Raw genomic sequence first — 24,907 nt, forward strand, 5'->3', positions numbered from 1 at the left:
GCCCGGTTGTCACAGCTTCAGCCCTTCGGCTTGCCGTAGCCGCCCGCCGTCGGCGTGATCACCGTCACCGCCTCGCCGGCCTGGAGCAGGGTCTGGTCGGAGGGCTTCAGCTCTTCGACCGCGCCGGAAAGCCTGCGCACCAGCGTCTTGCCGAGCTCGCCGGGCTCGCCACCCTTCACGCCGAAGGGGCGGACCTTGCGATGCGAGGCGAGGATGGCGCAGTCCATCGTCTTGAGGAAGCGGATGGTGCGGCTGGTGCCGTCGCCCGCCGTCCATTCGCCCTTGCCGCCGGAGCCGAGGCGGATGTGGAAATCCTCCAGCACGACCGGGAAGCGCGTCTCCAGGATCTCCGGGTCGGTCAGGCGCGAATTCGTCATGTGGACGTGCACGCCGGAGGTGCCGTTGAAGCCGGGGCCGGCCGGCGAACCCGAGCAGATCGTCTCGTAATATTGATACTGATCGTTGCCGAAGGTCAGGTTGTTCATCGTGCCCTGCGAGGCCGACATGGCTTCAAGCGCGCCGAACAGCGTGTTCGTCACCGCCTGCGAGACCTCGACATTGCCCGCCACCACCGCAGCCGGATAGCGCGGCGCCAACATGGAGCCTTCCGGCACGACGATCTTGATCGGCCGGAGGCAGCCCGCATTCATCGGGATCGCGTCATCGACCATGACGCGGAAGACATAGAGCACGGCGGCCCGCGTCACCGGCGCCGGGGCGTTGAAATTGTCCGGCCGCTGCTCGGAGGTGCCGGTGAAATCGACCGTCGCCTCGCGCTTCTCACGGTCGATGGTGATCTTCACCTTGATCGCGCAGCCCTGGTCCATCGGATAGGTGAACTCGGAATCATGCAGCTTGGTGAGAAGCCGCGCCACGCTCTCGGCCGCGTTGTCCTGGACATGGCCCATATAGGCTTGCACGACATCGAGGCCGAAGGAGCCGATCATCTTCTTCAGCTCCGCCACGCCCTTCTCATTGGCGGCGATCTGTGCCTTCAGGTCGTTGACGTTCTGCACGACGTTGCGCACCGGATAGCGCGCGCCGGTCAGGAGCTTGACGAGGTCTTCCTCGCAGAAGCGGCCTTGATCGACGATTTTGAAGTTGTCGATATAGACGCCCTCTTCCTCGATATTGGTCGCCAGCGGCGACATCGAGCCCGGCGCCGTGCCGCCGACATCGGCATGGTGGCCACGGCTCGCCACCCAGAACAGGATGTTCTTATCCTGCGTATCGAAGACCGGCGTGCAGACCGTGATATCCGGCAGATGCGTGCCGCCATTATAGGGTGCGTTCAGGCAGTAGACATCGCCCGGCTTGATCACCGGGTTGTTGGCGATCACGGTCTCCACCGAGCGGTCCATCGAACCCAGATGCACCGGCATGTGCGGCGCGTTGGCGACGAGCGCGCCGGTTTGGTCGAAGACCGCGCAGGAGAAGTCGAGCCGCTCCTTGATGTTCACGGAATAGGCGGTGTTCTGCAGCGTCACGCCCATCTGCTCGGCGATCGACATGAACAGGTTGTTGAAGATCTCGAGCATCACCGGATCGGCCTTGGTGCCGATCGCCGCCTGCTGGATCAGCGCCTTGACGCGAACCAGCACGAGATGGTCCTTGGCGGTGAGCTTGGCGCTCCAGCCCTCCTCGACGACGACGGTCTGGTTCGGCTCGATGATGATCGCAGGTCCCGCGACGCTCTGGCCGGGCTTCATCGCCTCCCGGCGGACGATCGCCGCGTCGTGCCATGCGCCCTTGGCAAAGAAGCGCGTGCGCTCGGCCACCGCCGGCTCGCCCGATTGTTCGCCGGCCGAGGCTTCCTCGAACTTCGCACCGCCGCCGACAGCCTCGACCTCGACCGCCTCGACGACCAGCGCCTTGGTCTCGTCCATGAAGCCGAAGCGCGCCTTATGCGCGGTCTGGAACGCCTCCTGCATCACAGCGTGCGTGCCGGCGGGGACTGCGATGGCCGTGTCGGTGCCGGCATAGCGGATATGGGCGCGAACATGAATCGCGATATCGCCCTCCGCCACGCCCTGGCCGGCGACTTCCGAGCGGGTCTCGGCCGCGAGCTTCTCCGCCACGGCGTCGATAGCGGCCTTGGCCTCGCCGTCGAGCGCGACATCGAGCGCGGCCGTCCGCGTCGAGCGGATCTCGGCGAGCCCCATGCCATAGGCCGAAAGCAGACCGGAGAACGGATGCAACAGCACCGTCTTGATGCCGAGCGCGTCTGCCACGAGGCAGGCATGCTGGCCGCCGGCGCCGCCGAAGGAGTTCAGCGCATAGCGGGTGATGTCATAGCCACGTTGGACGGAGATCTTCTTGATCGCCTCGGCCATGTTGGCGACCGCGATCTGGATGAAACCGTCCGCGACCTCCTCGGCCGAGCGGCCATCGCCGACTTCCGCAGCCAGCACCGCGAACTTGTTGCGGACGATCGCGACATCGAGCGGCTCGTTCTGCTTCGGCCCAAAGATCGCCGGGAAATAGGATGGGATCAGCTTGCCGACCATGACGTTCGCGTCGGTCACCGCGAGCGGCCCGCCACGGCGATAGGCGGCCGGGCCGGGATTGGCACCCGCCGAATCCGGACCGACGCGGAAGCGCGCGCCGTCATAATGCAGGATCGAGCCGCCGCCGGCCGCAACCGTATGGATCAGCATCATCGGCGCGCGCATGCGCACGCCGGCGACCTCCGTCTCGAAGGCTCGCTCATATTCGCCGTCGAAATGGGCAACGTCGGTCGAGGTGCCGCCCATGTCGAAGCCGATCACCCTGTCGAAGCCGGCCGAGCGGCCGGTCTCGGCGAGGCCGACGACGCCGCCGGCCGGGCCTGAGAGGATCGCGTCCTTGCCCTGGAACAATTCGGCGGCGGTGAGGCCGCCCGAGGACATCATGAACATCAACCGCGCGCCGGTGCGGGCGACGTCGAGCTCCTCCGACACCTGTTGCACATAGCGGCCGAGGATCGGCGAGAGATAGGCGTCGACCACGGCGGTGTCGCCGCGCCCGACCAGCTTGATCAGCGGCGAGACCTCGTGGCTGACGGAAACCTGCGGGAAACCGATTGCGCGGGCGATGCGAGCCGCTGCCTGCTCATGCGCGCTGTAGCGGTAGCCATGCATGAACACGATGGCGACGGCGCGGAAGCCCGCATCGAACTGCGCCTGCAAGGCCGCGCGGACCGCCGCCTCGTCGAGCACGCGCTCGACCGTGCCGTCGGCGAGCACGCGTTCCTCGACCTCCAGCACGTCTTCATAAAGCTGCTCGGGCTTGACGATCTGCTTGGCGAAGATGTCGGGCCGGGCCTGGTAGCCGATGCGCAGCGCGTCGCGAAAGCCCTTGGTGGTGACCAGCAGCGTGCGGTCGCCCTTGCGCTCCAGCAGCGCGTTGGTGGCAACGGTGGTGCCCATGCGCACCTCGCCGACGGCTCCGGCCGGGATGGGCTCGCCGGCCTTCAGGCCGAGCAGGTCACGGATGCCCTGCACCGCGGCATCGCGATAGGCGCCGGGATTCTCCGAGAGCAGCTTCCTGGCATGGAGATTGCCAGCAGGATCGCGCCCGATCACGTCGGTGAAGGTGCCGCCGCGATCGATCCAGAAGTCCCAGCGTGCCGTCATCGGAAAGCTCTCCCCCGCGCCTCTTGCCGGCGGGTGATCAACGCCGACATTTCATCGATAAATCGTCGATGTTGTGTTGACAAGCCGATTTCGCCGGCTACGATCCCAATTGTGGCTGGAAGAAGGCTGAGGGGCCTCTCCAGCGAAAGGTGGAGGATGCGACGATGCGAACGGTCCTGACAATCAGGGGCGTGTGCCCCGCTTTGCGGGGAGCGGCGCCGCGATGACCCGCCGAACGCTCGACCTCCTCTACCTCGCCGCCGGTTATCTCGCGGGATTGTTCCTCGTCGGCATCTTCGTGCTGATGATGCTCTTGTCGCTCGGCCGCGAGGTCAATCTCAACGTGCCTTCGGGCGACGACTTCACCGCCTGGTCCCTGGTCGCGATGGCCTTCCTCGGCCTCGCCCACACCTTCAGGAAGGGCGAGATGATCCGCGTCGGGCTGTTGCTCGAGCGTCTGCACGGCCGGCCACGTCGGATCGCGGAGCTGGTTTCGCTGACGATCGCGGCCGCCTTCATCGCCTATTTCACCTGGCAGGCCGGCAAGCTCGCCTATGATTCCTGGCAGTTCTTCGACATGTCCACCGGCGTGGTTTCCGTGCCGCTCTGGATCCCGCAGAGCGGCATGGTCCTCGGACTCGCGATCCTGCTGATCGCCATCGCCGAGGAATGGGTCACCGTGGCGCGCGGCGGCAAGCCGACCTACGAGCCCGAGCCGCCGAAGACGACAGAAGAGCTGATCGAGCGTGTCGCGCAGGGCGGGGGCGTCTGAGCGATGAGCCTTCCCATCCTCTCCATCGTCCTGCTCGGCTTCCTCGTCGTCATCCTCGCCAGCGGTGTCTGGATCGCGGTCGGTCTCGGCCTTGTCGGCCTGCTCGCCATGATCCTCGTCACCGACGTCCCGATCGGACAGGTGATGGCTACCACGGTCTGGAGCGCCTCGGCCTCCTGGACGCTGGCGGCGCTGCCCTTGTTCATCTGGATGGGCGAGATCCTGTTCCGGACACGCCTCTCCGCCCAGATGTTCCAGGGCTTGTCGCCCTGGCTGCAATGGCTGCCGGGCCGCCTCGTGCACACCAATATCGTCGGCTGCGGCATCTTCGCCGCCGTCTCCGGCTCCTCGGCGGCGACCTGCGCCACGATCGGCAAGATCGCCCTGCCGGAGCTGAAGAAGCGCGGCTATGACGAGGGCATCAGCATCGGCACGCTGGCGGGCTCCGGCACGCTCGGCCTGCTCATTCCGCCGTCCATCCCGATGGTGGTCTATGCCGTCACGGCCAACGTCTCCGTGCTGCAGGTCTTCCTCGGCGGCTTCCTGCCCGGCCTGCTCGTGATGGCGCTCTATATGGGCTACGTCATCATCTGGTCGCTGCTGAACCCGAAGAAGATACCCCCGCGCGACCCGCCGATGGCGTTCATGGCGAAGATCCGGCAATCGGCCAAGCTCGCGCCCTGCCTGCTGCTCATCGCCGCCGTCTTCCTGTCGCTGGTCCTCGGCTTCGCGACGGCGACGGAATGCGCCGCCTGGGGTGTGACGGGCGCGCTGTTCCTCGCTTGGTGGAGCGGCACGCTGACCTGGTCGACCTTCTTCGAAAGCGTGATGAGCGCGACGCGGCTGACCTGCATGATCATGCTGATCCTGGCCGGCGCGGCGTTCTGCACGGCGGCGATGGCCTATACCGGCATCCCGGCGGCGCTCGCAGACTGGGTCAAGGGCCAGTCGCTTTCCCCGCACATGCTCGTGCTGGCGCTGACCTGCATGTACATCATCCTGGGCTGCCTCATCGACGGCATCTCGATGATCGTGCTGACGGCGGTGATCGTGCTGCCGATGGTGAAGGAAGCCGGCTTCGACCTCGTCTGGTTCGGTGTCTACCTCGTCATCCATGTCGAGATGGCGCAGATCACCCCGCCGGTCGGCTTCAACCTGTTCGTGCTGCAGAACATGAGCGGCAAGGACACGATGACGATTGCGAAGGCGGCCTTTCCGTTCTTCCTTCTGCTGAACGTCGCCGTCATCATCATCACCACCTTCCCGGACATCGTGCTCTACCTGCCGAACCTCGCTTTCCCGGATCGGTGAGCGTCACAATCACAATCAACCAGAGAGAGGGAATGTCAGCATGATCAATCGCAGAACCTTGACGGCAGCAGCCTTCGCGCTCGGCGTCAGCGCGCTCGCCATGGCCGCCCCCGCCGCGGCGCAGACCAAGTGGAACCTGCCCAACGCCTATCCGACCGACAACCCGCACACGGAGAACCTCGCCCTCTTCGCCAAGGACGTGGAGACGGCGACGGGCGGAAAGCTCCAGATCACGGTCCATGCCAATGCCGCGCTGTTCAAGGCGCCCGAGATCAAGCGCGCCGTCGCCAGCGGGCAGACCCAGATGGGCGAGATCCTGATGTCGATCCACGAGAACGAGGATCCGGTCTTCGGCATCGACGTCGTGCCCTTCCTGGCCACGAGCTTCGAGCAGTCGAAGAAGCTCTATGCCGCCTCCAAGGGAGCGATCGAGAAGAAGCTCGACGCGCAGGGCATCAAGCTGCTCTTCATGGTTCCCTGGGCGCCGCAGGGCGTCTACGCCAAGAAGGACATCAACACGGTCGAGGACATGAAGGGGCTTAAATGGCGCGCCTACAATGTCGGCACCGCCCGCCTCGGCGAGTTGCTCGGCATGCAGTCGGTCACCATTCAGGCTGCCGAGCTGCCGCAGGCGCTGGCCACCGGCGTGGTCAACTCCTTCATGTCGTCAGGCGGCACCGGCTACGATTCCAAGGTCTGGGAATCGCTCGACCACTTCTACGACGTGCAGGCCTGGATCCCGAAGGACGCCACCTTCGTCAACAAGGCCGCCTTCAACGCGCTCGACAAGCCGACGCAGGAGGCGATCCTCAAGGCCGCCGCCACCGCTGAGGAGCGCGGCTGGAAGATGTGGCAGGACAAGGCCGGCTGGTACATCGACCAGCTCAAAGCCAAGGGCATGAAGGTGCAGGCGCCCTCGCCGGAGCTGGCGAGCGGCTTCAAAAAGGCGGGCGAGACGCTGACCGCCGACTGGCTGAAGAAGGCCGGCGCCGACGGCCAGGCGATCATCGACGCCTACAAGAAGATGTGAGGCGAGCGGCTCCGCCACGCTTCTATCAAGAGCGCGGTCATCCCGGGCGACCGAAGGGAGACCCGGGATCCATGCCGGAACGGTTCAGGCATGGATCCCGGATCGGCGCCGCTCACGCGGCTTGTCCGGGATGACTCAGCGATTTCACTCAGGACGAGTGCGATGACTTCTTCCTTTTCCGACGATCTCGGCCCGATCGTTTCTTCAGGCCATCTCGCCTCCGGAGCGCTGCCAGCTCTCTCGGAATTCGAGTTCGCGCTCAGCATGACCGTGCATGCCTTCCAGCGCTGGATCGTGCGCGGCATGGCGGCGGCCGGCATCGCCGATCTCTCGCCGCTCGACGTGCTCGTCCTGCACAACGTCAACCACCGCGGCAAGCCGAAGCGGCTCGCCGATATCTGCCTCGTCCTCAATATCGAGGACACGCATCTGGTGAACTATTCGCTGAAGAAGCTCGAACGGCTGAAGCTCCTCAAGGGTGGCCGCAAGGGCAAGGAAAAGACCGTCGAGGTCACGCCGGCCGGCGAGGAAGCCTGCCGGCGCTACGCCCAGATCCGCGAGCAGCTCCTGGTCAAATCCGTCCGCGCCACCGGAGCCGACCCGGCCCGACTCTCCGAGATCGCCGCAATGATGCGCTCCCTCTCCGGCCAGTACGACCAGGCGGCACGGGCAGCGGCGAGCCTCTAGGAACGCGCTCCGCCAGCCGCCTCCCGGAGCGGCAGAGGGCACCGGGCAGCGCAGGGCTGCCATGCCGGTCGTCGCTCGACATACCCGCCGGCAATCCTGCTATAGCCGGCTGTCCCGATATCGGCTTGCGGAGAGGATGACGTGCGCGGCCCAGGCAAAATGCGACTGCTCCGGCGCTCGCGCGCCCTGGTCATCACGCCGCGCTACTGGCGGCAGCGGCTGGTCTTCTGGCTCGGGGCGCTCGCCATCGGCCTTGTCAGCGCCGGTTTCGCGCGGCTGGCCGACGAGGCCCAGCAGCTCTTTTCGGAGATCGCCGGCCGGCAGGATGGGCTGCGCTTCCTGCCCCTGCTGGTGACGCCCCTGGGCTTCGGCCTGTGCGCCTTCATTGCCGCGCGCTTCGTCCAGGGCTCTCAGGGCAGCGGCATTCCCCAGGCCATCGCCGCGCGCCACCTGCGCGACGACGCCGAGCGCTCCCGCTTCCTGTCGCTGCGCATCGCGACCGGCAAGATCGTCATGACCATCATCGGCCTGCTCTGCGGCGCCTCGATCGGACGCGAGGGACCGACGGTGCAGGTCGGCGCCTCCATCATGCTGCAGGTGGCCCGCTGGGGCGGCATGGTGCAGGCGCGCGGCCTCATCCTGGCCGGCTCTGCCGCCGGCATCGCCGCGGCATTCAACACGCCGCTCGCCGGCATCGTCTTCGCCATCGAGGAGATGAGCCGGACCTACCAGGCCCGCACCAACGGCATCGTGCTCTCGGCGGTCATCATCGCCGGCCTCGCCTCGCTGGCCATCGTCGGGAACTACACCTATTTCGGCTTCACCAACGCGACGGCCGAACTCAGGCGCGACGGGCTTCTGGTGCTCTGCTGCGGCGTCCTCGGAGGCGCTTTCGGGGCCTGTTTCAGCAGCGTCATGGTCGCGCTGACGCGGCGTATCCGACGTTGGCGGGCCGCAACTCCGCTCCGGCGCACCTTGATCGTCGCGGTCGCGGCCGGCTGCCTCGTCGCCGTCATCGGCGTCGCCTCGGACGGAACGACCTTCGGCACGGGTTACGCCCAGGCGCGCAGCGCCATCGAAGGCACGCCGCTGCCGGCCTCCTTCTTCCTGGCGAAATTCCTGGCGAGCCTGGCCTCGTCCGTCTCCGGCATTCCGGGCGGGCTGTTCGCGCCGTCCCTGTCGGTCGGCGCCGGGCTCGGCAGCACGCTGGGCGCCCTTCTCGGCTCTCCGATCGGTCTTGCCGCCGTCCTGGGCATGGCCGGATATTTCTCGGGCGTGGTTCAGGCGCCAATGACGGCTTTCGTCATCATCCTCGAGATGACCGGCAACCACGACAACGTCATCGCACTGATGGCGGCATCCGTGCTCGGCTACGGGACTGCCCGGCTGATCACGCGGGAGCCGCTCTATCACGCACTGTCGCGCCTCTTCATCGCGGATGTCCTGCGCCAGCGGCGAGTCCAGGCGACGCCATCGGCAGCTTGAGCCCCGGCTTGCGGGAAGGCCCGGCGAGTGCCGGGCCTTCTTCACGTGGGCAGCGGCGCCCGATCAGATCGACGCGTCCTTCTGCCGCTCGGCATATTCGGCCTGGAGCCGCTCATGCACGGACCAGAAGCCGCGCGGCCTGGCGCCGGTGAGCTGATCCTCGAGCAGGCCCAGATGCAGATGCCAGCCGCTCGAGACCATCGCCATCCGGTCCTTCGTCGCCAGCCGGCGATGCGTCAGCACGAGGCGGACCTTGTCGCCAGCCTGCGACAGCGCGAATTCGACATCTGAATCCGGATCGCCCATGCCGGTCCAGTTGAAGGCGAAGCGATACGGCGGCTCCCAGGCCGTGACCGTGCCGGTCATCAGCTTGCCCTCATCGTTCATCTTGCGGGCACTTTCCGGCGGCGGCTCGTCGGTGATCCGCGAATGCTTGAAGAACAGCGCGACCTCGCCGCCGACATGCGGCTCGACATCGCCGCCGCAGAACCATGTTGCCCGCTTGTCGCCTTCGGTGACATAGGCCCAGACCCGTTCGATCGGCCCCGGCAGCAATCGCTCGAAACGCACCGCGCCGCTTTCCAGAACAACACCATACGCGCTCATGGCTACTCTCCCTCGCCCGCATCGGGCTTTGCCAGTTCTTTCTCCAGCAGATCGAGATGCGCGCCCCAGAAGCCGCGCACCTTGCGCACCCAGGCCTCGAAGGCGTCGAGCCCGGCCGGATCGAGGCTGTAGATCCGCCTCTGCCCGGCCACCTCGACCCGCACGAGCCCGGCTTCCTTCAGCACCTTGAGGTGCTGCGAGACAGCCGGCGCGCTCATCTGGAATCGCGCCACGATCTCACCCGCGGCCAGCGGCCTCTCCCCCAGCATCTCCACGATCTGGCGGCGCGTCGGTTCGGCGAGGGCGGCAAAACGATCCATGGACTTATAATTCGCTATTCACTTAATTAAGTCAACAATTAAATTATGGCCTGCATGGCGCCATGCCGTCTGCCGGGGTTGCCAGTGCGCGGCGCCTGGGCCAGTGGAAGCGCGCCCGAGGAACCCTGCCCATCATGATCCCCCGCAACGCATCCCTGACCGGCATCGCTGTGATGCTGTTCGGAATCCTGCTGTTCTCCCTCAACGACGTGATGGGGAAATGGCTGGTTTCGACCTACACGCCCGGCCAGCTCATGCTGCTTCGCAGCGCCGCCGCGCTGCTCGTGCTCGCGCCCTTCATCCTCAGGCAAGGCATCCGCCGCACCTTGCGGCCCGAGCGCCCGCGCCTGCAGCTTCTGCGCATGGTGATCGGCGCGACCGAATCGACGCTCTTCTATGTCTGCGTCGCGCATCTGCCGCTGGCCGATACGATGACGCTCTGGATGGCCGCGCCGGTCTGGGCCGTCCTGCTCGCGGCCCTGCTGCTCGGCGAGCGTGTCGACCCCGCTCGCTGGGCCGCCGCCGGCCTCGGCTTCCTCGGCGTTGCGCTGGCGCTGGCGCCATCGGGCGCGAGCTTCTCGCCCCCGGCGCTGCTGGCGCTGACCGGCAGCGTGCTTTTCGCGGCGCTGCTGATCGCCGGACGCAAGCTGCGCGGCACGCCCGACGTCACGCTGGTCGCCTGGCAGACCTTCGGCTCGCTGCTCCTCGGCACGGCCCTGCTGCCGCTCGGCTGGGTGACGCCCACCCCGCGCGATTTCGCCCTGCTCGGCCTGCTCGGCATCGTCGCCCTGCTGGGACATCTGTGCGTCACGCGCGCGCTCAAGCTCGCCGAAGCGTCGGTGGTCGCGCCCTATCAATACACCTTCATCATCTGGGCCCTGCTCTTCGGCTGGCTGTTCTTTGGCGACTGGCCGACGCCGCTGATGCTGTGCGGCGCCGCCCTGATCGTCGCGGCCGGCCTCGCGCTGATGCTGCTGGAGCGGCGCGCGGCGGGCATCGCCGGCCGAGCCGCATCCGGCGATCGGAGCGCACATGCCGGCAGCGCCTGAGACATCCCGCCGGCTAGCCTTGCGACGCGCGGCCCCGCCTGTCGCCTGACCGCCCTGCGCTGAGTTCGTAGCGACGGGCTTGGCACCGACCCGCATGGCAGGCCAAGAATGCCCGATGCCCTGCCGCGCTCGCGAAGCGGACCGAATCCGGGGCCGGAGGAAACCATGGCGCTGATCACCTATCTCACGACGATCAAGTTCGGCTTCGGCGAGATCGCCGGCATCGAGGCCGATCTGGCCGGGCTCGGCATCGCCAGGCCGCTGATCGTCGCCGACAAGGGCATCGTCGCCGCCGGCCTCGTCGACGCGGTGAGCCGGCATGCCGGCGTTCTGAAGAACGCGCCCGTCTTCGGCGACACCCCCACAAACCCGACCGAGGAGGCGGTGGAAGCGGCGCTGGCGCTCTATCGCCAGCATGGCTGCGACGGCCTCGTCGCCATCGGCGGCGGCTCGCCCCTCGACCTCGCCAAGGGCGTCGCCCTGCTCGCCACCCATGACGGCCCGCTGGAAACCTATGCGGCCATCCTCGGCGGTATTCCCAAGGTCACGGCCGGGGTCGCGCCGGTCGTCGCGATCCCCACCACCTCCGGCACCGGCAGCGAGGTCGGCCGCGCCGCGCTGATCACGCTGAAGGATGGGCGCAAGCTCGGCTTCATCTCGCCGCATCTGATCCCGCGCCTCGCTATCTGCGATCCTGAATTGACCATGGGCCTGCCGGCCTGGCTCACCGCCGCCACCGGCATGGACGCCGTCACCCACTGCATCGAGACCTATCTCAGCCCGCGCGAGAACCCGCCGGCCGAGGCGATCGCGCTCGACGGCCTCAGGCGCGCCGTCACCCATATCGGCCGCGCCGTGAAGGACGGCTCCGACCGCGAGGCCCGCAAGGAGATGATGATGGCCGCCCTGCAAGGCGGCATGACCTTCCAGAAGGGGCTCGGCGCCGTTCACGCCCTCTCGCACCCGCTTGGCGGATTGAAGGAGGTCTCGCTGCATCACGGCACACTCAACGCCGTGCTGCTGCCGGCCGTGCTGCGCTTCAACGCCCCCTCCGCGGAAGCGAAATATGCCGAGATCCGGCGCGTGCTCGGCCTCGCCCCGGACACCGACTTGGCCGACTGGATCGCGAAGCTGGTCGCCAGCCTCGGCATGCCCGCCACCCTCGCGGCGATGGGCGCGTCGCGCAGCGTCATCCCGGCGATCGCCGAGGCCGCGACGCTGGACCATTCGAGCGCGACCAATCCGCGCCCGGCGACGGCGGCCGACTATGCCGCGATGCTCGAAGCCTCCTTCTGACGAAGAGCAGCCGCCTCAATAGAGGCGGCTGCGATAGGCCTCTTCGAGATTGCGATCGGCTTCCTCGGCCTCGACCATCCGGGTCTGCTCGGCGACGATGCGGCCGAGCGTCGGGAAGCTGTGGCGCGGCACCTGGCTGGACGGGTCCCACAGCTTCGCGCGGATCAGCGCCTTGCCGCAGTGGAAATAAGCCTCCTCGACCGTCACGATCAGCCCGGTCAGCGGCGGCCGCTGCTGCACCGTCGAGGGCGCGAGCAGCTCGGCATCGCGCGTCATCAGCGCCTTGCCGTTGACCCGCAGCGTCTCGTTGATGCCCGGCACCATGAAGACGATGCCGACGCCCGGTGAGGCCAGGACATTGCCGAAGCTGTCGACGCGATTGTTGCCGCGCCGGTCGGGAATGAGCAGCGTCCGCTCGTCGAGCACGCGCACGAAGCCGGGCCCATCGCCTCGCGGGCTCGCATCCACCCCGCCTTCGCCGTCGCTGCTTGCAAGCACCAGGAAGGGCGAGAGCGCGATGAAGTCGCGGCAGAAGCGGTCGAGCCGGTCCAGCACCTTGCTCGCCGCCACCGGATTCACAGGGCCGATATGGCTGCGCAGCGAGGCGGCATCCTCGATGCGCGCTGCAGGGTCGTCGAAGCAATCGTCCATGTTACCTCCCTCGTTGCCGCGATTGTCACCCAAGCTGGCCTGTCCGGCCAGCCCGCGCGCGTTGCCCGCGCCCTACGCCGAACGCAAGGCCAGCCGGCGGGCGGGCCGAAATGCCACGGCCGCGCAGCATCACGGTCTCGCGAAGCGCGATGCCTTGACCCCTGCCGGGCGGGGAGCCATCGTAAGCGCAACCAGCGTTCTGCCTTTACGAGGCCTGATTCCATGCGCCGCGCCCTGCTCCGTACCGCCCTTGTCTCGCTCGCCTGCCTGGCGGGCCTCAGTGCCGCCGAGGCTGCCGGAGGCCGCTATGTCGCGCCGCCGGACCGTGCCGAGGCGCGCATCATCCCGATGTACGGCAATCTGCCGGGCTGCGACGACCCGGCGGTGCTCTCCCATCTGTCGAGCTGGTTCGATTCGCGCGAGGCCAAGTTCTGGGGACCGCTGCGGGCGCTCTCCTATGACCGCATCGCGCAGCTCGGCTTCCGCCCCTGGGGCGCCGACTTCATTCCGCGGCGCTTCTGTTCGGCCCGCCTGCTGCTGAACAATGGCATCTATCACCGTGTCGATTACTCGGTCCGCGAAAATCTCGGCCTGTTCGGCATGACCTGGAACGTGAACTGGTGCGTCGCCGGCCTCGACAGAGAGCGCTCCTACGCACCCGACTGCAAGATGGCCCGGCCCTGAGCGTCCTGCGATGATCGGGCGCATCGCCCTGGCGGCCTTCGCCTGGCTCTGCCTTGCCGGCGCCGCGCAGGCGCAAGGCTTCGGCCAGCGCGGCGGCGCGCCGGGTGACTTCGATTTCTATGTGCTTGCGCTCTCCTGGTCGCCGGGCTTCTGCGAGCTCGACGGCGACCGCACGCGCAATCGCGAGCAATGCGCCGGGGGCAGCGGCCTGCGCTTCGTCGTTCACGGCCTCTGGCCGCAATATGAGCGCGGCTTTCCGAGCGATTGCGGCCCCTCCGGCCGGTCGCCCTCGCGCATGGCGATGGCGGAGGCGGAGGGCGTCTATCCGACCGAGGGCCTTGCCCGCTACGAGTGGCGCAAGCACGGCACCTGCTCCGGATCCAGCCCTGCCGATTATTTCCGCGATGCTCGCCGCGCCCGCGACAAGGTCGTCGTCCCGCCGGCCCTCGCCAAGGCCGACAGCGACCAGAGCTGGACGGTCCTCGACCTCGAACGCGCCTTCGTCGCCGCCAATCCGGGCCTGCGCACGGACATGATGTCCGTCTCCTGCAAGCGCGGCGTGCTGCAGGAGGTCCGCATCTGCCTCAGCAAGGATCTGCGCGACTTCCGCACCTGCCAGGAGGTCGACCGTTCGGGCTGCCGGGCGCGCGAGCTCACCGTCGTCGCGCCGCGCTGATACGGATTATCGCCTCCGCGTCTCCGAAAACCGCATCCCACTTTTCGGGCGGATGCTCTAGAAGCGGCGCATGAACTACCGCCACGGCTTCCATGCCGGAAATTTCGCCGATGTGCTGAAGCACGCCGTCCTCGCGCGCATCCTGCTGCATCTCGACGCCAAGCCGACGCCTTATCGCGTCATCGACACCCATGCCGGCGTCGGCCGCTACGATCTCGGCTCGGAAGAGGCGCTGCGGACGCATGAATGGAAGGATGGCGTGGCGCGGCTCGACCGCTCGCCGCTTGCCCCCGCCGCCGAGGCGCTGCTCGCGCCCTACCGGGCAGTCCTTGCCGCGGTCCGCGCCGAGCATGGGCCGGATGCCTATCCGGGCTCGCCCTGGTTCTGCCGCCACGCCATGCGCCCCTTCGACCGGCTGATCGCCGCCGAGCTCCATCCGCCGACCTATCGCAGGCTCGCCGAGGTGCTGGGGCGCGATTCGCGGAGCAAGGCTCTGGCCATCGACGGCTGGACGGCGCTGCGCGCCAACACCCCGCCGAAGGAACGGCGCGGCCTCGTGCTGATCGACCCGCCCTTCGAGGAGAAGGACGAATTCGCCACACTGACCACGCAGTTCATCGCCGCCCATCGCAAATGGCCGACGGGAATCTACATGCTCTGGTATCCGATCAAGGACCGGCGCGCCGTCGCGACGATGGTGGAGGAGGTGCTGGATGCCGATATCGGCCGCCTGCTGCGGCTGGAGATCGATGTCGATCGCCCCGAAGCCGCCGGCGGCCTCGGCGCCACCGGCCTGCTGATCGCCAATCCGCCCTGGAAGCTCGCCGAGGACATGCAGATCTTGCTGCCCGCGCTGACCGAGCGGCTCGCGCAGGGCCAGCGGCCGCGCTATCTATGCGAGCCGATCCGCTCCGACGGCTGACCGCCCTCTCCTTTTCCTCCAGGATTCCCGACCGATGCTCGTCCTGCGCTCCTCCCCCGCCTCGCCCTTCGGCCGCAAGGTCAAGATCGCGGCCCTCGAACTCGGCCTGATGGACCGTATCGAGATCGTCGTGGCCGACACCACCGATCCGGCGGAGCCGCTGCGCCGGCAGAATCCGCTCGGCAAGATTCCGACGCTCGTGCTGGAAGACGGCATGACGCTGTTCGATTCGCGCGTGATCGTCGACTATCTCGACCATCTCGCCGGCGGCGGAAAACTCATCCCGGCCGGCGAGGCCCGCTTCGCTCAGCTCCGCCTGCAGGCCCTCGCCGATGGCATCTGCGACGCGGCCTTGCTGCAAGTCTATGAGGGACGCTTCCGGCCGGAAGCGGGCCGCAACGCCGACTGGCTCGCCCATCAGGCCGGCAAGGTCTCGCGGGCGCTCGCCACGCTGGAAACCGACCCGCCCGCCTTCACCGACCGCCCGCGCATCGGCGAGATCGCGCTCGCCTGCGCGCTCGGCTATCTCGATCTACGCTTCGCGGGCACTTGGCGCGCCGACTATCCCAAGCTGGTCGCCTGGCTCGATGATTTCGCGGCCCGCGTTCCGGCTTTCGAAAGCACGCGCTTCAAGGGCTAGCGTCTGCTGCGTTTCATGGAAATGCGGATCATCCCGGCCGGAGCGAAGCAAAGAGCCGGGATCCATGCCTGAACCTTGATCGGACGCTCCGGCGGGGATCCCGGGTCAAGCCCGGGATGACCGCGTAGCTCTGTATCAATCGGCGTGCTCCAAGACGGCCCTGCTCTGCTCGCCAACGCTCCCCCGATCGAAAGAAGCCCGGCGCTCGCGAAAGCGCCGGGCTTTATTTCTTGTGGCCTTGTCGAAGCGCATGTCTCGCGCACAACAAAAAACCCGGTGGCCGAGGCCACCGGGTTGCTCAAATCCGATGTGATCGGATCAGAACTTGTAGCTCAGGCGGGCGCGGACGACCGAGAAATCGGTGCCGACCTTGGTGCCCGAGCCGGCGAGCACGCTCTTCTCACCGAGGTCGACGTAGAGGTACTCGACGCCGGCGATGATGTTGTTGGTGACAGCGTACTCAAGACCACCACCGATGACCCAGCCGTTGGTGTGGGTCTTGTCGGACGAGAAGCCGAGACCCGGGATCGAGGTCTTCACGTTGCCGTAAGCCCAACCACCGGTGATGTAGGGCAGGAACCGGTCGAAGGCGACGCCGACGCGGCCACGGACCGTGCCGAAATAGTCGGTCTTGACGTTGATGCCGCTGAAGCTGTTGCCGCTGCTCAGGTCAGCGTACTGCAGGTCGGCTTCGAGGCCGAGCACGAACTGGCCCATCTGGTAGTTGTAGCCGATCTGGCCGCCGCCGGTGAAACCATCGACGTCACCAACGTTGGTGAAGCCGTTGGCGTTCACGTTGCCCCAGCCGTAGCCGGCGTTGCCACCGACGTAGAAACCGGTCCAGGTGAAAACCGGCGGGATGTAGACCGGGGCAGCGACCGGGCCCTTGCGCGACGGCAGGTCGGCAGCCGAGGCGGCGCCGGCAGCGATGATGCCGAAAGCGGCAACGCTCGCGAGCAGATACTTCTTCATGACAAACTCCTTAGTCGTCGCGGTCGCCGGAAAGCCCGGCGGGTGATTTCGATGACGATGGTATAGAACCTGTCGTCGCTTTTGTCTGTTGCACCGGAAGCACATCTACCTTGCAGACCGCGGCAGAAATGCGGCACGAATGCGATAACTGAATGCAAATAGGTAAAGCCGAGTTAACCACGGCCGTGAAAGCCAGCATGGTAAATCGAATACTAATAGAACGCCGCTGGCATCTCGGCGGCCATGGAGAACCGGTCGAGAAACGCCCCTGCTTGCGCAAGGTTCCTCGACCGGTACGAATCTTTTTTCATGCGCGAAGAACCTCGGCGCACTCGTCTTGCCGCCCTTCGTCAAGCGTGCTTAAGCGTTGAAATCTCAGGGATCGAACGAGACCGTGCCGCCTCTTTCCATTTTCATCATCGCGCTGAACGAAGCCGATCGCATCGGCCACACCATCACGGCGGCCCGCTCCCTGAGCGACGACATCGTCGTGGTGGACTCCGGCTCGACCGATGGCACGCAGGCCGTGGCGGAGGCGCTCGGCGCTCGCGTCATCTTCAATCCATGGCCCGGATATGGCCGCCAGAAGCGCTTCGCCGAGGATCAGTGCCGCCATGATTGGCTGCTCAATCTCGATGCGGACGAGGTGCTGCCCCCCGATCTCGCTGCCGAGATCGCGGCCCTGTTCCAGGCAGGCATGCCGCCGGCCGACGCCTACAAGACGCGAATCGCGGAGATTTTCCCTGGCGAGAAGGCCCCGCATCGTTTCGCCTATGCCTTGGCGCCCGTGCGGCTCTACCGCAAGTCGAAGGGACGCTACTCGCTCTCCCCGGTCCATGATCGCGTCGATCTCGAGCCCGATGCGCGGGTCGGCAAGCTGAAGGGCACGATCCATCACTTCTCGGTGCGCTCGCTCGGCGAGCAGATGGAGAAGCTCAACGCCTATAGCGACGCTCAGGCGGACGACCTCGACGCGCGCGGAGAGACCATTTCGGTCTTCCGCCTCCTCGCCGAGTTCCCGGCGAATTTCATCAAGGCCTATATCGGCCGCCGGCACGCGCTGCGCGGGCTCTACGGCTTCATGACCGCGATGAACTTCGCCTTCTACCGCTATCTGCGCGCCGCCAAGCATTGGGAAAGACGCCTGCAGCGCGACGCCGGCATCACGCCGCCGGGCGCTTCCGCCGGCAAACGCGCGAACGATGACTGAGGTCGCGCTCGTCACCGGCGGGGCGCGGCGAATCGGGCGCGCCATCGTCGAGCGGCTGGCGAATGCCGGCTATGCCGTTGCGATCCATCACGGCAGCGGCCGCGGCGAAGCGCAGGAACTGGCGAATCGCCTGACGGCGGCGGGGCGCTCCTGCGGCGTCTTTCAGGCGGATCTCGCCGATGCCGAAGCGGTTCGCGCTCTGCTGCCGTCGGTCGAAGCCGCGCTCGGACCGGTCACGCTATTGGTCAACAACGCCTCGAGCTTCGTTATCGACGATGTGCGCTCGCTCGACGTCGCAATCTGGGATCGTCAGTTCGCGGTCAACCTGCGGGCGCCGTCCCTGCTGATCGGCGCCATGGCCGAGCGCCTGCCACCGGATGCGAACGGGGCGGTCGTCAACATCGTCGACCAGCGCGTCTGGAAGCTGACGCCGCAATATTATTCCTACACGCTGACCAAGGCCGCCCTGCTGACGGCGACCGTCACGCTGGCCCAGGCGCTGGCGCCGCGCATCCGGGTCAACGCCGTCGGCCCCGGCCCGACCTTTCCCAACCCGCATGACGGACAGCGGCTGATGGAGCAGGAAGCGGCGGCGACGCTGCTCGGCCACCGCGTCGCCGCGGAGGAGATCGCCGAGGCGGTGCTGTATCTGGCCCGCGCCCGCTCGGTAACTGGGCAGATGATCGCCGTCGATGCCGGCCAGCATCTGGGCTGGCGCACGCCCGATATCGTCGACTGATCAGACCGCGCCGTCCGGCCGATAGGGCGCACGCCCGCTCGACAGCGCCGAGTCGAGCAGTTCGAGCCGGTCCTGCCCCCAGAACACCTCGCCGTCGAGCACATAGCTCGGCGCGCCGAAGACACCGGCCGCCACGGCCTCCGAGAGCGTCGCCTCATAGCGCTGCCGCACGGTCTCGCTCGCGGCCTGCCCCAGCAGGGCTTCGCCATCGAAGCCCGCACGCACGGCGCAGGCCCGAATCGCCTCCGGTTCCCGCATATCCTCCTCGCGCGCCCAGACGCCGGCCATCACATCGGCGATGAAGCCGGCCGGATCGGCGCCGGCCGCGAGGATCGCGACAGCGACGCGGTCCGCCAGCGAGGGATCGAACGGGAAATGCTTCGGCTCGAGCACGAGCGGCAGCCCGCGCCGCTCGCGCCAGCGCTGCAGATCGACCAGGCGATAGCGCTGGCGGACGGGATGCCGCTTCGGCAGCGGCAATCCGCCGGTCTCGTCGAAGACAGAGCGCAGCGGCATCGGGCGATAGGCGATGCTCGCGCCATGCCTGCGCGCGATCTCGTGGAAGAGCTCGTTGCCCAGATAGGTCCAGGGCGAATGCAGCGAGAAGTAATATTGGATTGAGCGTGGCACGACGGGACACCCGGCAGGAGCAGCGGAAACGCCGCAGCTTCGCAGCCGTCCCTGCGGTTGCGCAACGCCTGGCCGCGCAACCCCGCTCCGCGCAGCGTCCCCGAACGGGGACGCCGATGTGCCGGCGCCCTCAGGCCGCCTTGTTCTTCACGGCGCCGATGATGGCGGTCAGGACCGCGCCGCCGACGCCGCCGCCGATCAGGTTGGTGAGGATGCCGCCGACGCTGAGGTTTCCGCCTTGCGCGGCCGCGCTGATGGCCGGCAGCACCAGGGGGATGAGCTGGCCGAGCACGCCGCCGCCGACCAGCCCGGAAATCGTGTTGCCCAGAGTCCCGAGATCGAAGCTGGGAGTGGCCTTGCCGGCCGCGTTGCCACCGATCGCACCGGCGATCAGGTTCATCAGGATTTGTTCCATATCGGCCCCCGCAGACGAATGCACCGCGCCAAGAACGTCTCTGAGCCGGGGAAGCGATGCATTCCAGCCAGCTTGCACCGACGATGATGCCTCGACCTGGGGTTGTCGGCAAGCGGCGCGGCGGTTTCCTCAACCGCTTCCTGTTCAGTCGAGGGTGATCGCCGAGATCAGCCGGCCGTAATCGGGCTCGCCGCGATGCGTCGTGCGCCGATAGCTGAAGAAGCGCCGCTCGTCGCCATAGGTGCACAATCCGAGATCGACGAATCGGCCGATGCCAGCCTCCTGCGCCTTGAGCCTGATGAAGGCAGGCAGGTCGAACATCGCATGGGCCGCGCGCTCGGATGGCGTGAAGAAGCGCGAATAGGTCCGGTTCTCGGCCTTGAAGCGCTCGATGAATTCCGGCCCGACCTCATAGGCCGCCGCGCTGATCGTCGGCCCGAGCACGGCAAGGATGCGCTCGCGCCGGGCGCCGAGCTTTTCCATCTCCTTCACGGTCGCGCCGACGACGCCGCCGAAGGCGCCCTTCCAGCCGGCATGGGCGGCGCCGATGACGCATGCCTCGCTGTCGGCGAAGAGAATCGGTCCGCAATCGGCCGTCGAAATGCCGAGCGCGACATTCTGCGAGATCGACACCATCGCATCCGCCCGGGGTTTTTCGCTTTGCCAAGGGCCGGTGACAACGGCGACATCGGGTGAATGCACCTGATGCACGCTGACGAGCTGGTCGGGCTCGACATGGAGATGCCGCGCCATCCGCGCCCGGTTGTCCCGCACCGCAGCCGGATCGTCCGAGGAGCCGAGCCCGCCGTTGAGCGAAGCGTAGATGCCCGTCGAGACGCCGCCTTCGCGTGTGAAGAAGGCGTGGCGGATACCGGCTTCGGCGGCGAGTTCGGCGGAGGTGATGAACATGGCGTCGTCCCGTCTGGCGCGAATCCCGGATACGCCGGCCTTCGCAGCTTTCAGCCCTGCTCTGGCAGCCGATGAAGGTCAAATCCGGGCAGCGGCGGCAGGGCTGGATGAGATAACGCCACAACCTTGAACAAATCGCCCATACCGGCCTCGCCCGGCGCAATCAGCCGGTCGAACGCATCCGATATCGCTTGGCGCTGCGCAGTGTCCGCCTTCTGAGACAGGGTCTGCGCGCGCTGCGCCAGCCCGAGCGCCAGCAAAAAATCGCGCTGCGACGCCGGCCCGTGCAGCGCCGCACCGGCCTTCAGGGCCGCTTGCCCCATTCGCTCGAAATCGACATGCACCGTCAAATCCGCCTCGCCCGGCTCGGCCAGCGGATCGACGAAGGCGTGCCGCTTCATCGCCTGCAGCGTGTCGCCGAGACCCGAATGCATCGAGCCGTAATCGATGAACAAGGCACCGCCGCCCGCATTCGCGAGATGGCGCGCGACCTCCGCAACGACGTCGAGCGCGGCAAAGGGCTGCTCGAAAACGCTGCCGGCCGGCGCGGCGATCTTCAGCGAATCCTCGCCGACCAGCGCCAGTCCGAAGGCAAGCCCTCCATGATCATCCAGCCCGACCAGCCGCTCATGCCAGCCTTCCGCCGTCATCACGAACTGGTCGAGCGGCAGCGCGTCGAGGAGTTCGTTGGCCAGCACGATCGCCGGCCCGTCGAGCGCCGTCGCGACGGCATCGTGCCAGACAGGCTCGGTTCCGCTCAATGTCGCGGCCTGTTTCGCCCGCAACACCGGGCTCGTCTCGACGAGATGGACCGAGAGCGCGGCGTGGAAGCCGGGCACGATCCGCGTCGCCCGCAGCACATCCGCCATCAGCGTACCACGCCCCGGACCGAGCTCGACCAGCCGGAAGCGCGCGGGCGCACCCATCGCCTGCCAGAGATGCGCGGACCAGAGGCCGATAAGCTCGCCGAACATCTGGCTGATCTCGGGAGCCGTGGTGAAATCCCCCTCCTGCCCGAAGGGATCGCGCGTCATGTAATAGCCATGGCGCGGATGGCCGAGCGCCAGCGCCATGAAGCGCGAGATGGGCAAGGGCCCCTCGTCGCGGATCAGGCGGATGAGCTCCGCCTTGAGCGTGGTCACGCCGCCTCGCGCCGGCTCGTTGCGATCAGCCAGATCCCGGCGGCCAGCACCGGCAGGGACAGGAGCATGCCCATGGTGATGCCGCCCGAGAGCGCATCGACCGAGCGACCGAACAGGAAGCCGAGCTGCGGATCGGGCTCACGGAAGAACTCGCACGCGATGCGGGCCAGCGCATAGCCGATGCCGAAGACGCCGGCGACGAAGCCGGGCCTGCGGAACCAGCCCGTCCAGACCAGCAGGTTGACCAGCGCGAAGAGCAGGATGCCCTCGGAGAAAGCCTCGAAGAGCTGGCTTGGATAGCGCGGCAACGGGCCACCATTCGGGAACACCATCGCCAGCGGGAAATCCGGTGCCACCCGGCCCCAGAGCTCGCCATTGATGAAATTGGCGATGCGCCCGAGGAAAAGCCCGATCGGCACCACCGCGGCGGCCAGATCGAACACCGACAGCACGGGATAGCCCCGCCTTTTGGCGAAGAGCCACAGGCCGAGCGTCGCGCCGATCAGCCCGCCATGGAAGGACATGCCGCCCTGCCAGATCGCCAGGATGTCCTGCGGCCGTTCGATGTAGCGTGGCAGATCGTAGAACAGCACGAAACCGGTGCGGCCGCCGAGCACGACGCCGAAGGCGACGAAGAGCAGCATATCGTCGAGCTCGACCGGCTTCGGCCGCGGCCGCTTGCCCCAGAGCCGGTCCGTCGCCACGAGCAGCCGGGCATACCACCAGCCGCCGAGCAGCCCGACGACATAGGCGAGCCCGTACCATTTGATCGCGAGGGGCCCGATCTCGACCGCGACGGGGTCGATCATCGGGAAGGGAATGGCGAAGACGGGCATGGCGAGGTCCGGTGGCGGGCGCATGGTGATGGCCGCGCGCCCGCTCAATGGTCAAGGAAAAAGGCTGGCGCGTGGCGCGCCGCGCCTCAAAGCTTGACGATCAGCTTGCCGAAGTTCTTGCCTTCCAGCAGGCCGATCAAGGCTTCCGGCGCGTTCTCCAGCCCCTGAACGACGTCTTCCTTGTATTTGACGCTGCCGTCCGCGATCCAGCTCGCCATCTCCTTGCGGAAGGCCGGTCCCTGGGCTGCGACGAATTCGCGCTGGATGAAGCCGCGGATCGTCAGGCTCTTCGACAACACCTCGCATCAGCATGGGCAGCCGGTCCGGCCCCGGGAAGTCCCCGCTCGCATTGTACTGCGCAACAAGGCCGCAGACCGGAATGCGCGCGAAGGTGTTGAGCAGCGGAAAGACCGCATCCCAGACATGGCCACCGACATTCTCGAAATAGACGTCGATGCCGTTCGGGCACGCAGCCGCCAGCTTGCCGGCCATGTCGGGATCACGATGGTCGATCACCGCATCGAAGCCGAAGGTCTCGCGCACGAGAGCGCATTTCTCCGGTCCGCCGGCGATGCCGACCGCCCGTGCACCCTTGATCCGCGCGATCTGCCCGACGGCCGAACCGACCGGCCCGCTCGCCGCCGCGACGACGACCGTCTCGCCCGGCTTGGGCTGGCCGATGGTGAGCAGCCCGGCATAGGCGGTGAAACCCGGCATGCCGAGCACACCGAGTGCCGTCGTCACCGGCGCGTTCGCCGGGTCGAGCTTGCGCAATTGCGCGCCGCTGGCCGCGGCATGCGACTGCCAACCGGAATAAGACAGCACGATATCGCCTAGCTTGAAGGAAGGGTCGCGGCTTTCGATGACTTCGGCAACGGTGCCGCCTTCCATCACCTGCCCGATGTCGGTTGGAGCGGCATAGGATTTCGCCGCGCTCATCCGCCCGCGCATATAGGGGTCGAGCGAGTGATACAGGATCTTGAGCAGCACCTGCCCTTCGGAAATCGCCGGGATGGCGGCCTGCTCGAGTCGGAAGTTCTGCGGCGTCGGACGTCCCTCCGGTCGTGAGGCGAGGACGATCCGGGTGTTTTCGAATTGCGACATGGATTGCGATCCTCCCTGACGAACGACGAAGCGCCATAGCCTGCCAATATGGCGCCGCCCCGCCGGATCGACAGCTCAAAATCGGAGCGCTTGTCTCACCAGTTCGAATGTCGATGGTCGCGTACGCTGTTGCCAGGCGGCGATCACCTTGTCGGCGCTGTCCGAAACCTCGGCCATGCCGTCGACCTCGAAATCATAGGAGCTGTAGGAATGGACGCACGAGAAATCGCGCCGCGCATCGCCGAGCGGCCGGTCACCGCGCGCGATTTCGCGTCGCTCCAGTTCCTCGAGCGCGCAATGCACGCCGACGAAGAACACGTCCTGCCCGGCGAGCGTCCTGACCAGACGCTCGAACCAGGCCGCGTTCTCCACGATATGCTCGACGAGCAGGTCGTTGCCCGCCTCGACATAGGCGAGCAGCGAGCGCTCGAAGCCGATGAAGAACAGCTCGCGCATGGTGCGCCAGTCGAATTCCTTGCTGCGGATGCGCGCCGTCGGCAGCACGCCCGAATCGCGCAGATGGTCAATCGAGATATGCCAGAACGGCGTGTCGATCCGGCTCTGCAGAGCCCGCGCCAGCGAAGATTTGCCGCTGCTGGAGGCGCCGTTGAGCAGGATGATGCGGCCGCGGCGCGGCGGTTGCCAGGTCGTCATCGCCATCTTCCGCATGATCCTTCGGTCGGTTCCGTAGCGTTCCGCGTTGCAGCGCACACGGCTCCCTTTAAGCTTTGCAGCACACCGCCGAAAGCAAGACAGGAGCCCCGCCCGATGAGTCGAGACACCATCCGAGTCGAGCCGTTTTCGAGCTGGGGAGAACGTCTGAAGGTGCCGGTTTCGACAGTCGTCCGCCACAACGACACTCTCTATGTTTCAGGCATCCCGCCTTTTGACCCCGCCACCGGCGAGATCGTCCAGGCGCCGATCGAGCGTCAGACCGAGATCGTCCTCGACCAGATGAAGCTGTGTCTCGAAACCGCCGGCTCATCGCTCGGCAACGTGCTCAAATGCAACGTCTATTGCACCTCCGCCGCTCATTTCGCGACGGTGAACCAGGTTTACGCGCGCTACTTTCCCAAAGATCCTCCCGCTCGCATCTTCCTCTGCGTGCCCGAGTGGTTCGGTCCCTTCGACATCGAGATCGATTGCATCGCGGCGGCGTGATCCAAGCGATATCGCGGGAGGACGCCGGCTCCTGACATGACGAAAC

The 24,907-nt window shown here is 67.0% G+C and carries 25 protein-coding genes and 1 pseudogene; 14 read left to right on the plus strand and 12 right to left on the minus strand.

Going from position 1 to position 24,907, the window contains the following annotated elements; translation table 11 throughout:
* Positions 1 to 17: 17 nt before the first annotated feature.
* Positions 18 to 3,614, minus strand: coding sequence for a hydantoinase B/oxoprolinase family protein (locus tag AB6806_RS07875; RefSeq protein ID WP_370954397.1), 3,597 nt, complete (start codon positions 3,612 to 3,614; stop codon positions 18 to 20).
* A gap of 223 nt (positions 3,615 to 3,837) precedes the next feature.
* On the opposite strand from AB6806_RS07875, the gene AB6806_RS07880 reads away from it, so the two are divergent.
* The 5 genes from AB6806_RS07880 (at position 3,838) to AB6806_RS07900 (ending at position 8,899) form a co-directional block, all read left to right on the plus strand.
* Positions 3,838 to 4,386 carry a TRAP transporter small permease gene (locus AB6806_RS07880; RefSeq protein ID WP_038359155.1) on the plus strand — a complete coding sequence of 183 codons (549 nt, stop codon included), beginning with the start codon at positions 3,838 to 3,840 and terminating at the stop codon, positions 4,384 to 4,386.
* Positions 4,387 to 4,389: 3 nt separating this feature from the next.
* A complete protein-coding gene (locus AB6806_RS07885) occupies positions 4,390 to 5,697 on the plus strand; it encodes a TRAP transporter large permease (RefSeq protein WP_038359157.1) in 1,308 nt (435 codons plus the stop codon).
* Between the two features lie 40 nt (positions 5,698 to 5,737).
* On the plus strand, positions 5,738 to 6,727 hold the full coding sequence (locus AB6806_RS07890) for a TRAP transporter substrate-binding protein (RefSeq protein ID WP_370954398.1): 990 nt from the start codon (positions 5,738 to 5,740) through the stop codon (positions 6,725 to 6,727).
* Positions 6,728 to 6,889: 162 nt separating this feature from the next.
* On the plus strand, positions 6,890 to 7,414 hold the full coding sequence (locus AB6806_RS07895; RefSeq protein WP_370954399.1) for a winged helix DNA-binding protein: 525 nt from the start codon (positions 6,890 to 6,892) through the stop codon (positions 7,412 to 7,414).
* Positions 7,415 to 7,573: 159 nt separating this feature from the next.
* A complete protein-coding gene (locus tag AB6806_RS07900) occupies positions 7,574 to 8,899 on the plus strand; it encodes a chloride channel protein (protein ID WP_142021685.1) in 1,326 nt (441 codons plus the stop codon).
* A gap of 63 nt (positions 8,900 to 8,962) precedes the next feature.
* Here the strand turns inward: AB6806_RS07900 and AB6806_RS07905 are convergent, their stop codons facing one another.
* Positions 8,963 to 9,505: an SRPBCC family protein gene (locus AB6806_RS07905; RefSeq protein WP_038359165.1), complete on the minus strand. Its 543-nt coding sequence runs from the start codon at positions 9,503 to 9,505 to the stop codon at positions 8,963 to 8,965.
* Between the two features lie 2 nt (positions 9,506 to 9,507).
* Positions 9,508 to 9,825: a metalloregulator ArsR/SmtB family transcription factor gene (locus AB6806_RS07910; protein WP_038359166.1), complete on the minus strand. Its 318-nt coding sequence runs from the start codon at positions 9,823 to 9,825 to the stop codon at positions 9,508 to 9,510.
* Between the two features lie 134 nt (positions 9,826 to 9,959).
* Between AB6806_RS07910 and AB6806_RS07915 the strand changes: the two genes are divergently transcribed.
* Both AB6806_RS07915 and AB6806_RS07920 read left to right on the plus strand, forming a co-directional pair.
* Positions 9,960 to 10,874 carry a DMT family transporter gene (locus AB6806_RS07915; RefSeq protein ID WP_142021684.1) on the plus strand — a complete coding sequence of 305 codons (915 nt, stop codon included), beginning with the start codon at positions 9,960 to 9,962 and terminating at the stop codon, positions 10,872 to 10,874.
* A 165-nt stretch (positions 10,875 to 11,039) separates the two neighbouring features.
* Entirely contained in the window at positions 11,040 to 12,170 is a 1,131-nt protein-coding gene (locus tag AB6806_RS07920; protein ID WP_370954400.1) for an iron-containing alcohol dehydrogenase, read from the plus strand.
* A gap of 15 nt (positions 12,171 to 12,185) precedes the next feature.
* Here the strand turns inward: AB6806_RS07920 and AB6806_RS07925 are convergent, their stop codons facing one another.
* Positions 12,186 to 12,821, minus strand: a complete 636-nt coding sequence (locus AB6806_RS07925; RefSeq protein WP_051987526.1) for a pyridoxamine 5'-phosphate oxidase family protein — start codon at positions 12,819 to 12,821, stop codon at positions 12,186 to 12,188.
* A 222-nt stretch (positions 12,822 to 13,043) separates the two neighbouring features.
* Between AB6806_RS07925 and AB6806_RS07930 the strand changes: the two genes are divergently transcribed.
* The 4 genes from AB6806_RS07930 (at position 13,044) to AB6806_RS07945 (ending at position 15,743) form a co-directional block, all read left to right on the plus strand.
* Complete coding sequence (locus tag AB6806_RS07930) at positions 13,044 to 13,505, plus strand: hypothetical protein (protein WP_133562862.1); 462 nt, start codon at positions 13,044 to 13,046, stop codon at positions 13,503 to 13,505.
* A gap of 10 nt (positions 13,506 to 13,515) precedes the next feature.
* On the plus strand, positions 13,516 to 14,181 hold the full coding sequence (locus AB6806_RS07935; RefSeq protein ID WP_112762743.1) for a ribonuclease T2 family protein: 666 nt from the start codon (positions 13,516 to 13,518) through the stop codon (positions 14,179 to 14,181).
* 70 nt (positions 14,182 to 14,251) lie between these two features.
* Positions 14,252 to 15,103 (plus strand): 23S rRNA (adenine(2030)-N(6))-methyltransferase RlmJ, encoded by an 852-nt coding sequence (locus AB6806_RS07940; RefSeq protein WP_113252605.1) that lies wholly within the window; start codon positions 14,252 to 14,254, stop codon positions 15,101 to 15,103.
* Between the two features lie 34 nt (positions 15,104 to 15,137).
* Positions 15,138 to 15,743 carry a glutathione S-transferase gene (locus AB6806_RS07945; protein WP_142021681.1) on the plus strand — a complete coding sequence of 202 codons (606 nt, stop codon included), beginning with the start codon at positions 15,138 to 15,140 and terminating at the stop codon, positions 15,741 to 15,743.
* A 318-nt stretch (positions 15,744 to 16,061) separates the two neighbouring features.
* Here AB6806_RS07945 and AB6806_RS07950 read toward each other — a convergent pair whose 3' ends face one another.
* Positions 16,062 to 16,715, minus strand: a complete 654-nt coding sequence (locus AB6806_RS07950) for an outer membrane protein (protein WP_038359178.1) — start codon at positions 16,713 to 16,715, stop codon at positions 16,062 to 16,064.
* Positions 16,716 to 17,109: 394 nt separating this feature from the next.
* Here AB6806_RS07950 and AB6806_RS07955 point away from each other — a divergent pair, with 394 nt between their 5' ends.
* Both AB6806_RS07955 and AB6806_RS07960 read left to right on the plus strand, forming a co-directional pair.
* Positions 17,110 to 17,925 (plus strand): glycosyltransferase family 2 protein, encoded by an 816-nt coding sequence (locus tag AB6806_RS07955; protein WP_051987527.1) that lies wholly within the window; start codon positions 17,110 to 17,112, stop codon positions 17,923 to 17,925.
* Positions 17,918 to 18,664 (plus strand): SDR family oxidoreductase, encoded by a 747-nt coding sequence (locus tag AB6806_RS07960; RefSeq protein ID WP_142021680.1) that lies wholly within the window; start codon positions 17,918 to 17,920, stop codon positions 18,662 to 18,664. Before AB6806_RS07955 ends, AB6806_RS07960 begins: the two co-directional genes overlap by 8 nt.
* Here the strand turns inward: AB6806_RS07960 and AB6806_RS07965 are convergent, their stop codons facing one another.
* From AB6806_RS07965 to AB6806_RS07995, 7 genes and pseudogenes are all read right to left on the minus strand, one after another.
* Positions 18,665 to 19,294, minus strand: coding sequence for a 2-hydroxychromene-2-carboxylate isomerase (locus tag AB6806_RS07965; RefSeq protein ID WP_142021679.1), 630 nt, complete (start codon positions 19,292 to 19,294; stop codon positions 18,665 to 18,667).
* A gap of 130 nt (positions 19,295 to 19,424) precedes the next feature.
* Entirely contained in the window at positions 19,425 to 19,694 is a 270-nt protein-coding gene (locus AB6806_RS07970; RefSeq protein WP_318652234.1) for a hypothetical protein, read from the minus strand.
* Positions 19,695 to 19,853: 159 nt separating this feature from the next.
* The gene (gene pgeF, locus AB6806_RS07975) at positions 19,854 to 20,618 is read right to left on the minus strand and encodes a peptidoglycan editing factor PgeF (protein ID WP_142021678.1); all 765 of its coding nucleotides are present in this window, start codon (positions 20,616 to 20,618) and stop codon (positions 19,854 to 19,856) included.
* Between the two features lie 50 nt (positions 20,619 to 20,668).
* Entirely contained in the window at positions 20,669 to 21,760 is a 1,092-nt protein-coding gene (locus AB6806_RS07980) for a class I SAM-dependent methyltransferase (protein WP_142021677.1), read from the minus strand.
* The gene (gene lgt / locus AB6806_RS07985) at positions 21,757 to 22,596 is read right to left on the minus strand and encodes a prolipoprotein diacylglyceryl transferase (protein WP_142021676.1); all 840 of its coding nucleotides are present in this window, start codon (positions 22,594 to 22,596) and stop codon (positions 21,757 to 21,759) included. Before lgt ends, AB6806_RS07980 begins: the two co-directional genes overlap by 4 nt.
* 86 nt (positions 22,597 to 22,682) lie before the next feature.
* Positions 22,683 to 23,700 (minus strand): annotated as a pseudogene (locus tag AB6806_RS07990) (NADP-dependent oxidoreductase).
* 75 nt (positions 23,701 to 23,775) lie between these two features.
* On the minus strand, positions 23,776 to 24,354 hold the full coding sequence (locus AB6806_RS07995; protein WP_142021674.1) for a chloramphenicol phosphotransferase CPT family protein: 579 nt from the start codon (positions 24,352 to 24,354) through the stop codon (positions 23,776 to 23,778).
* 114 nt (positions 24,355 to 24,468) lie between these two features.
* Between AB6806_RS07995 and AB6806_RS08000 the strand changes: the two genes are divergently transcribed.
* A complete protein-coding gene (locus tag AB6806_RS08000; RefSeq protein ID WP_133562846.1) occupies positions 24,469 to 24,861 on the plus strand; it encodes a RidA family protein in 393 nt (130 codons plus the stop codon).
* Positions 24,862 to 24,907 lie beyond the last annotated feature (46 nt).

This window comes from Allobosea sp. RCC_152_1 (assembly GCF_041360765.1).
GTDB classification, from domain to species: Bacteria; Pseudomonadota; Alphaproteobacteria; order Rhizobiales; family Beijerinckiaceae; genus Allobosea; species Allobosea spartocytisi.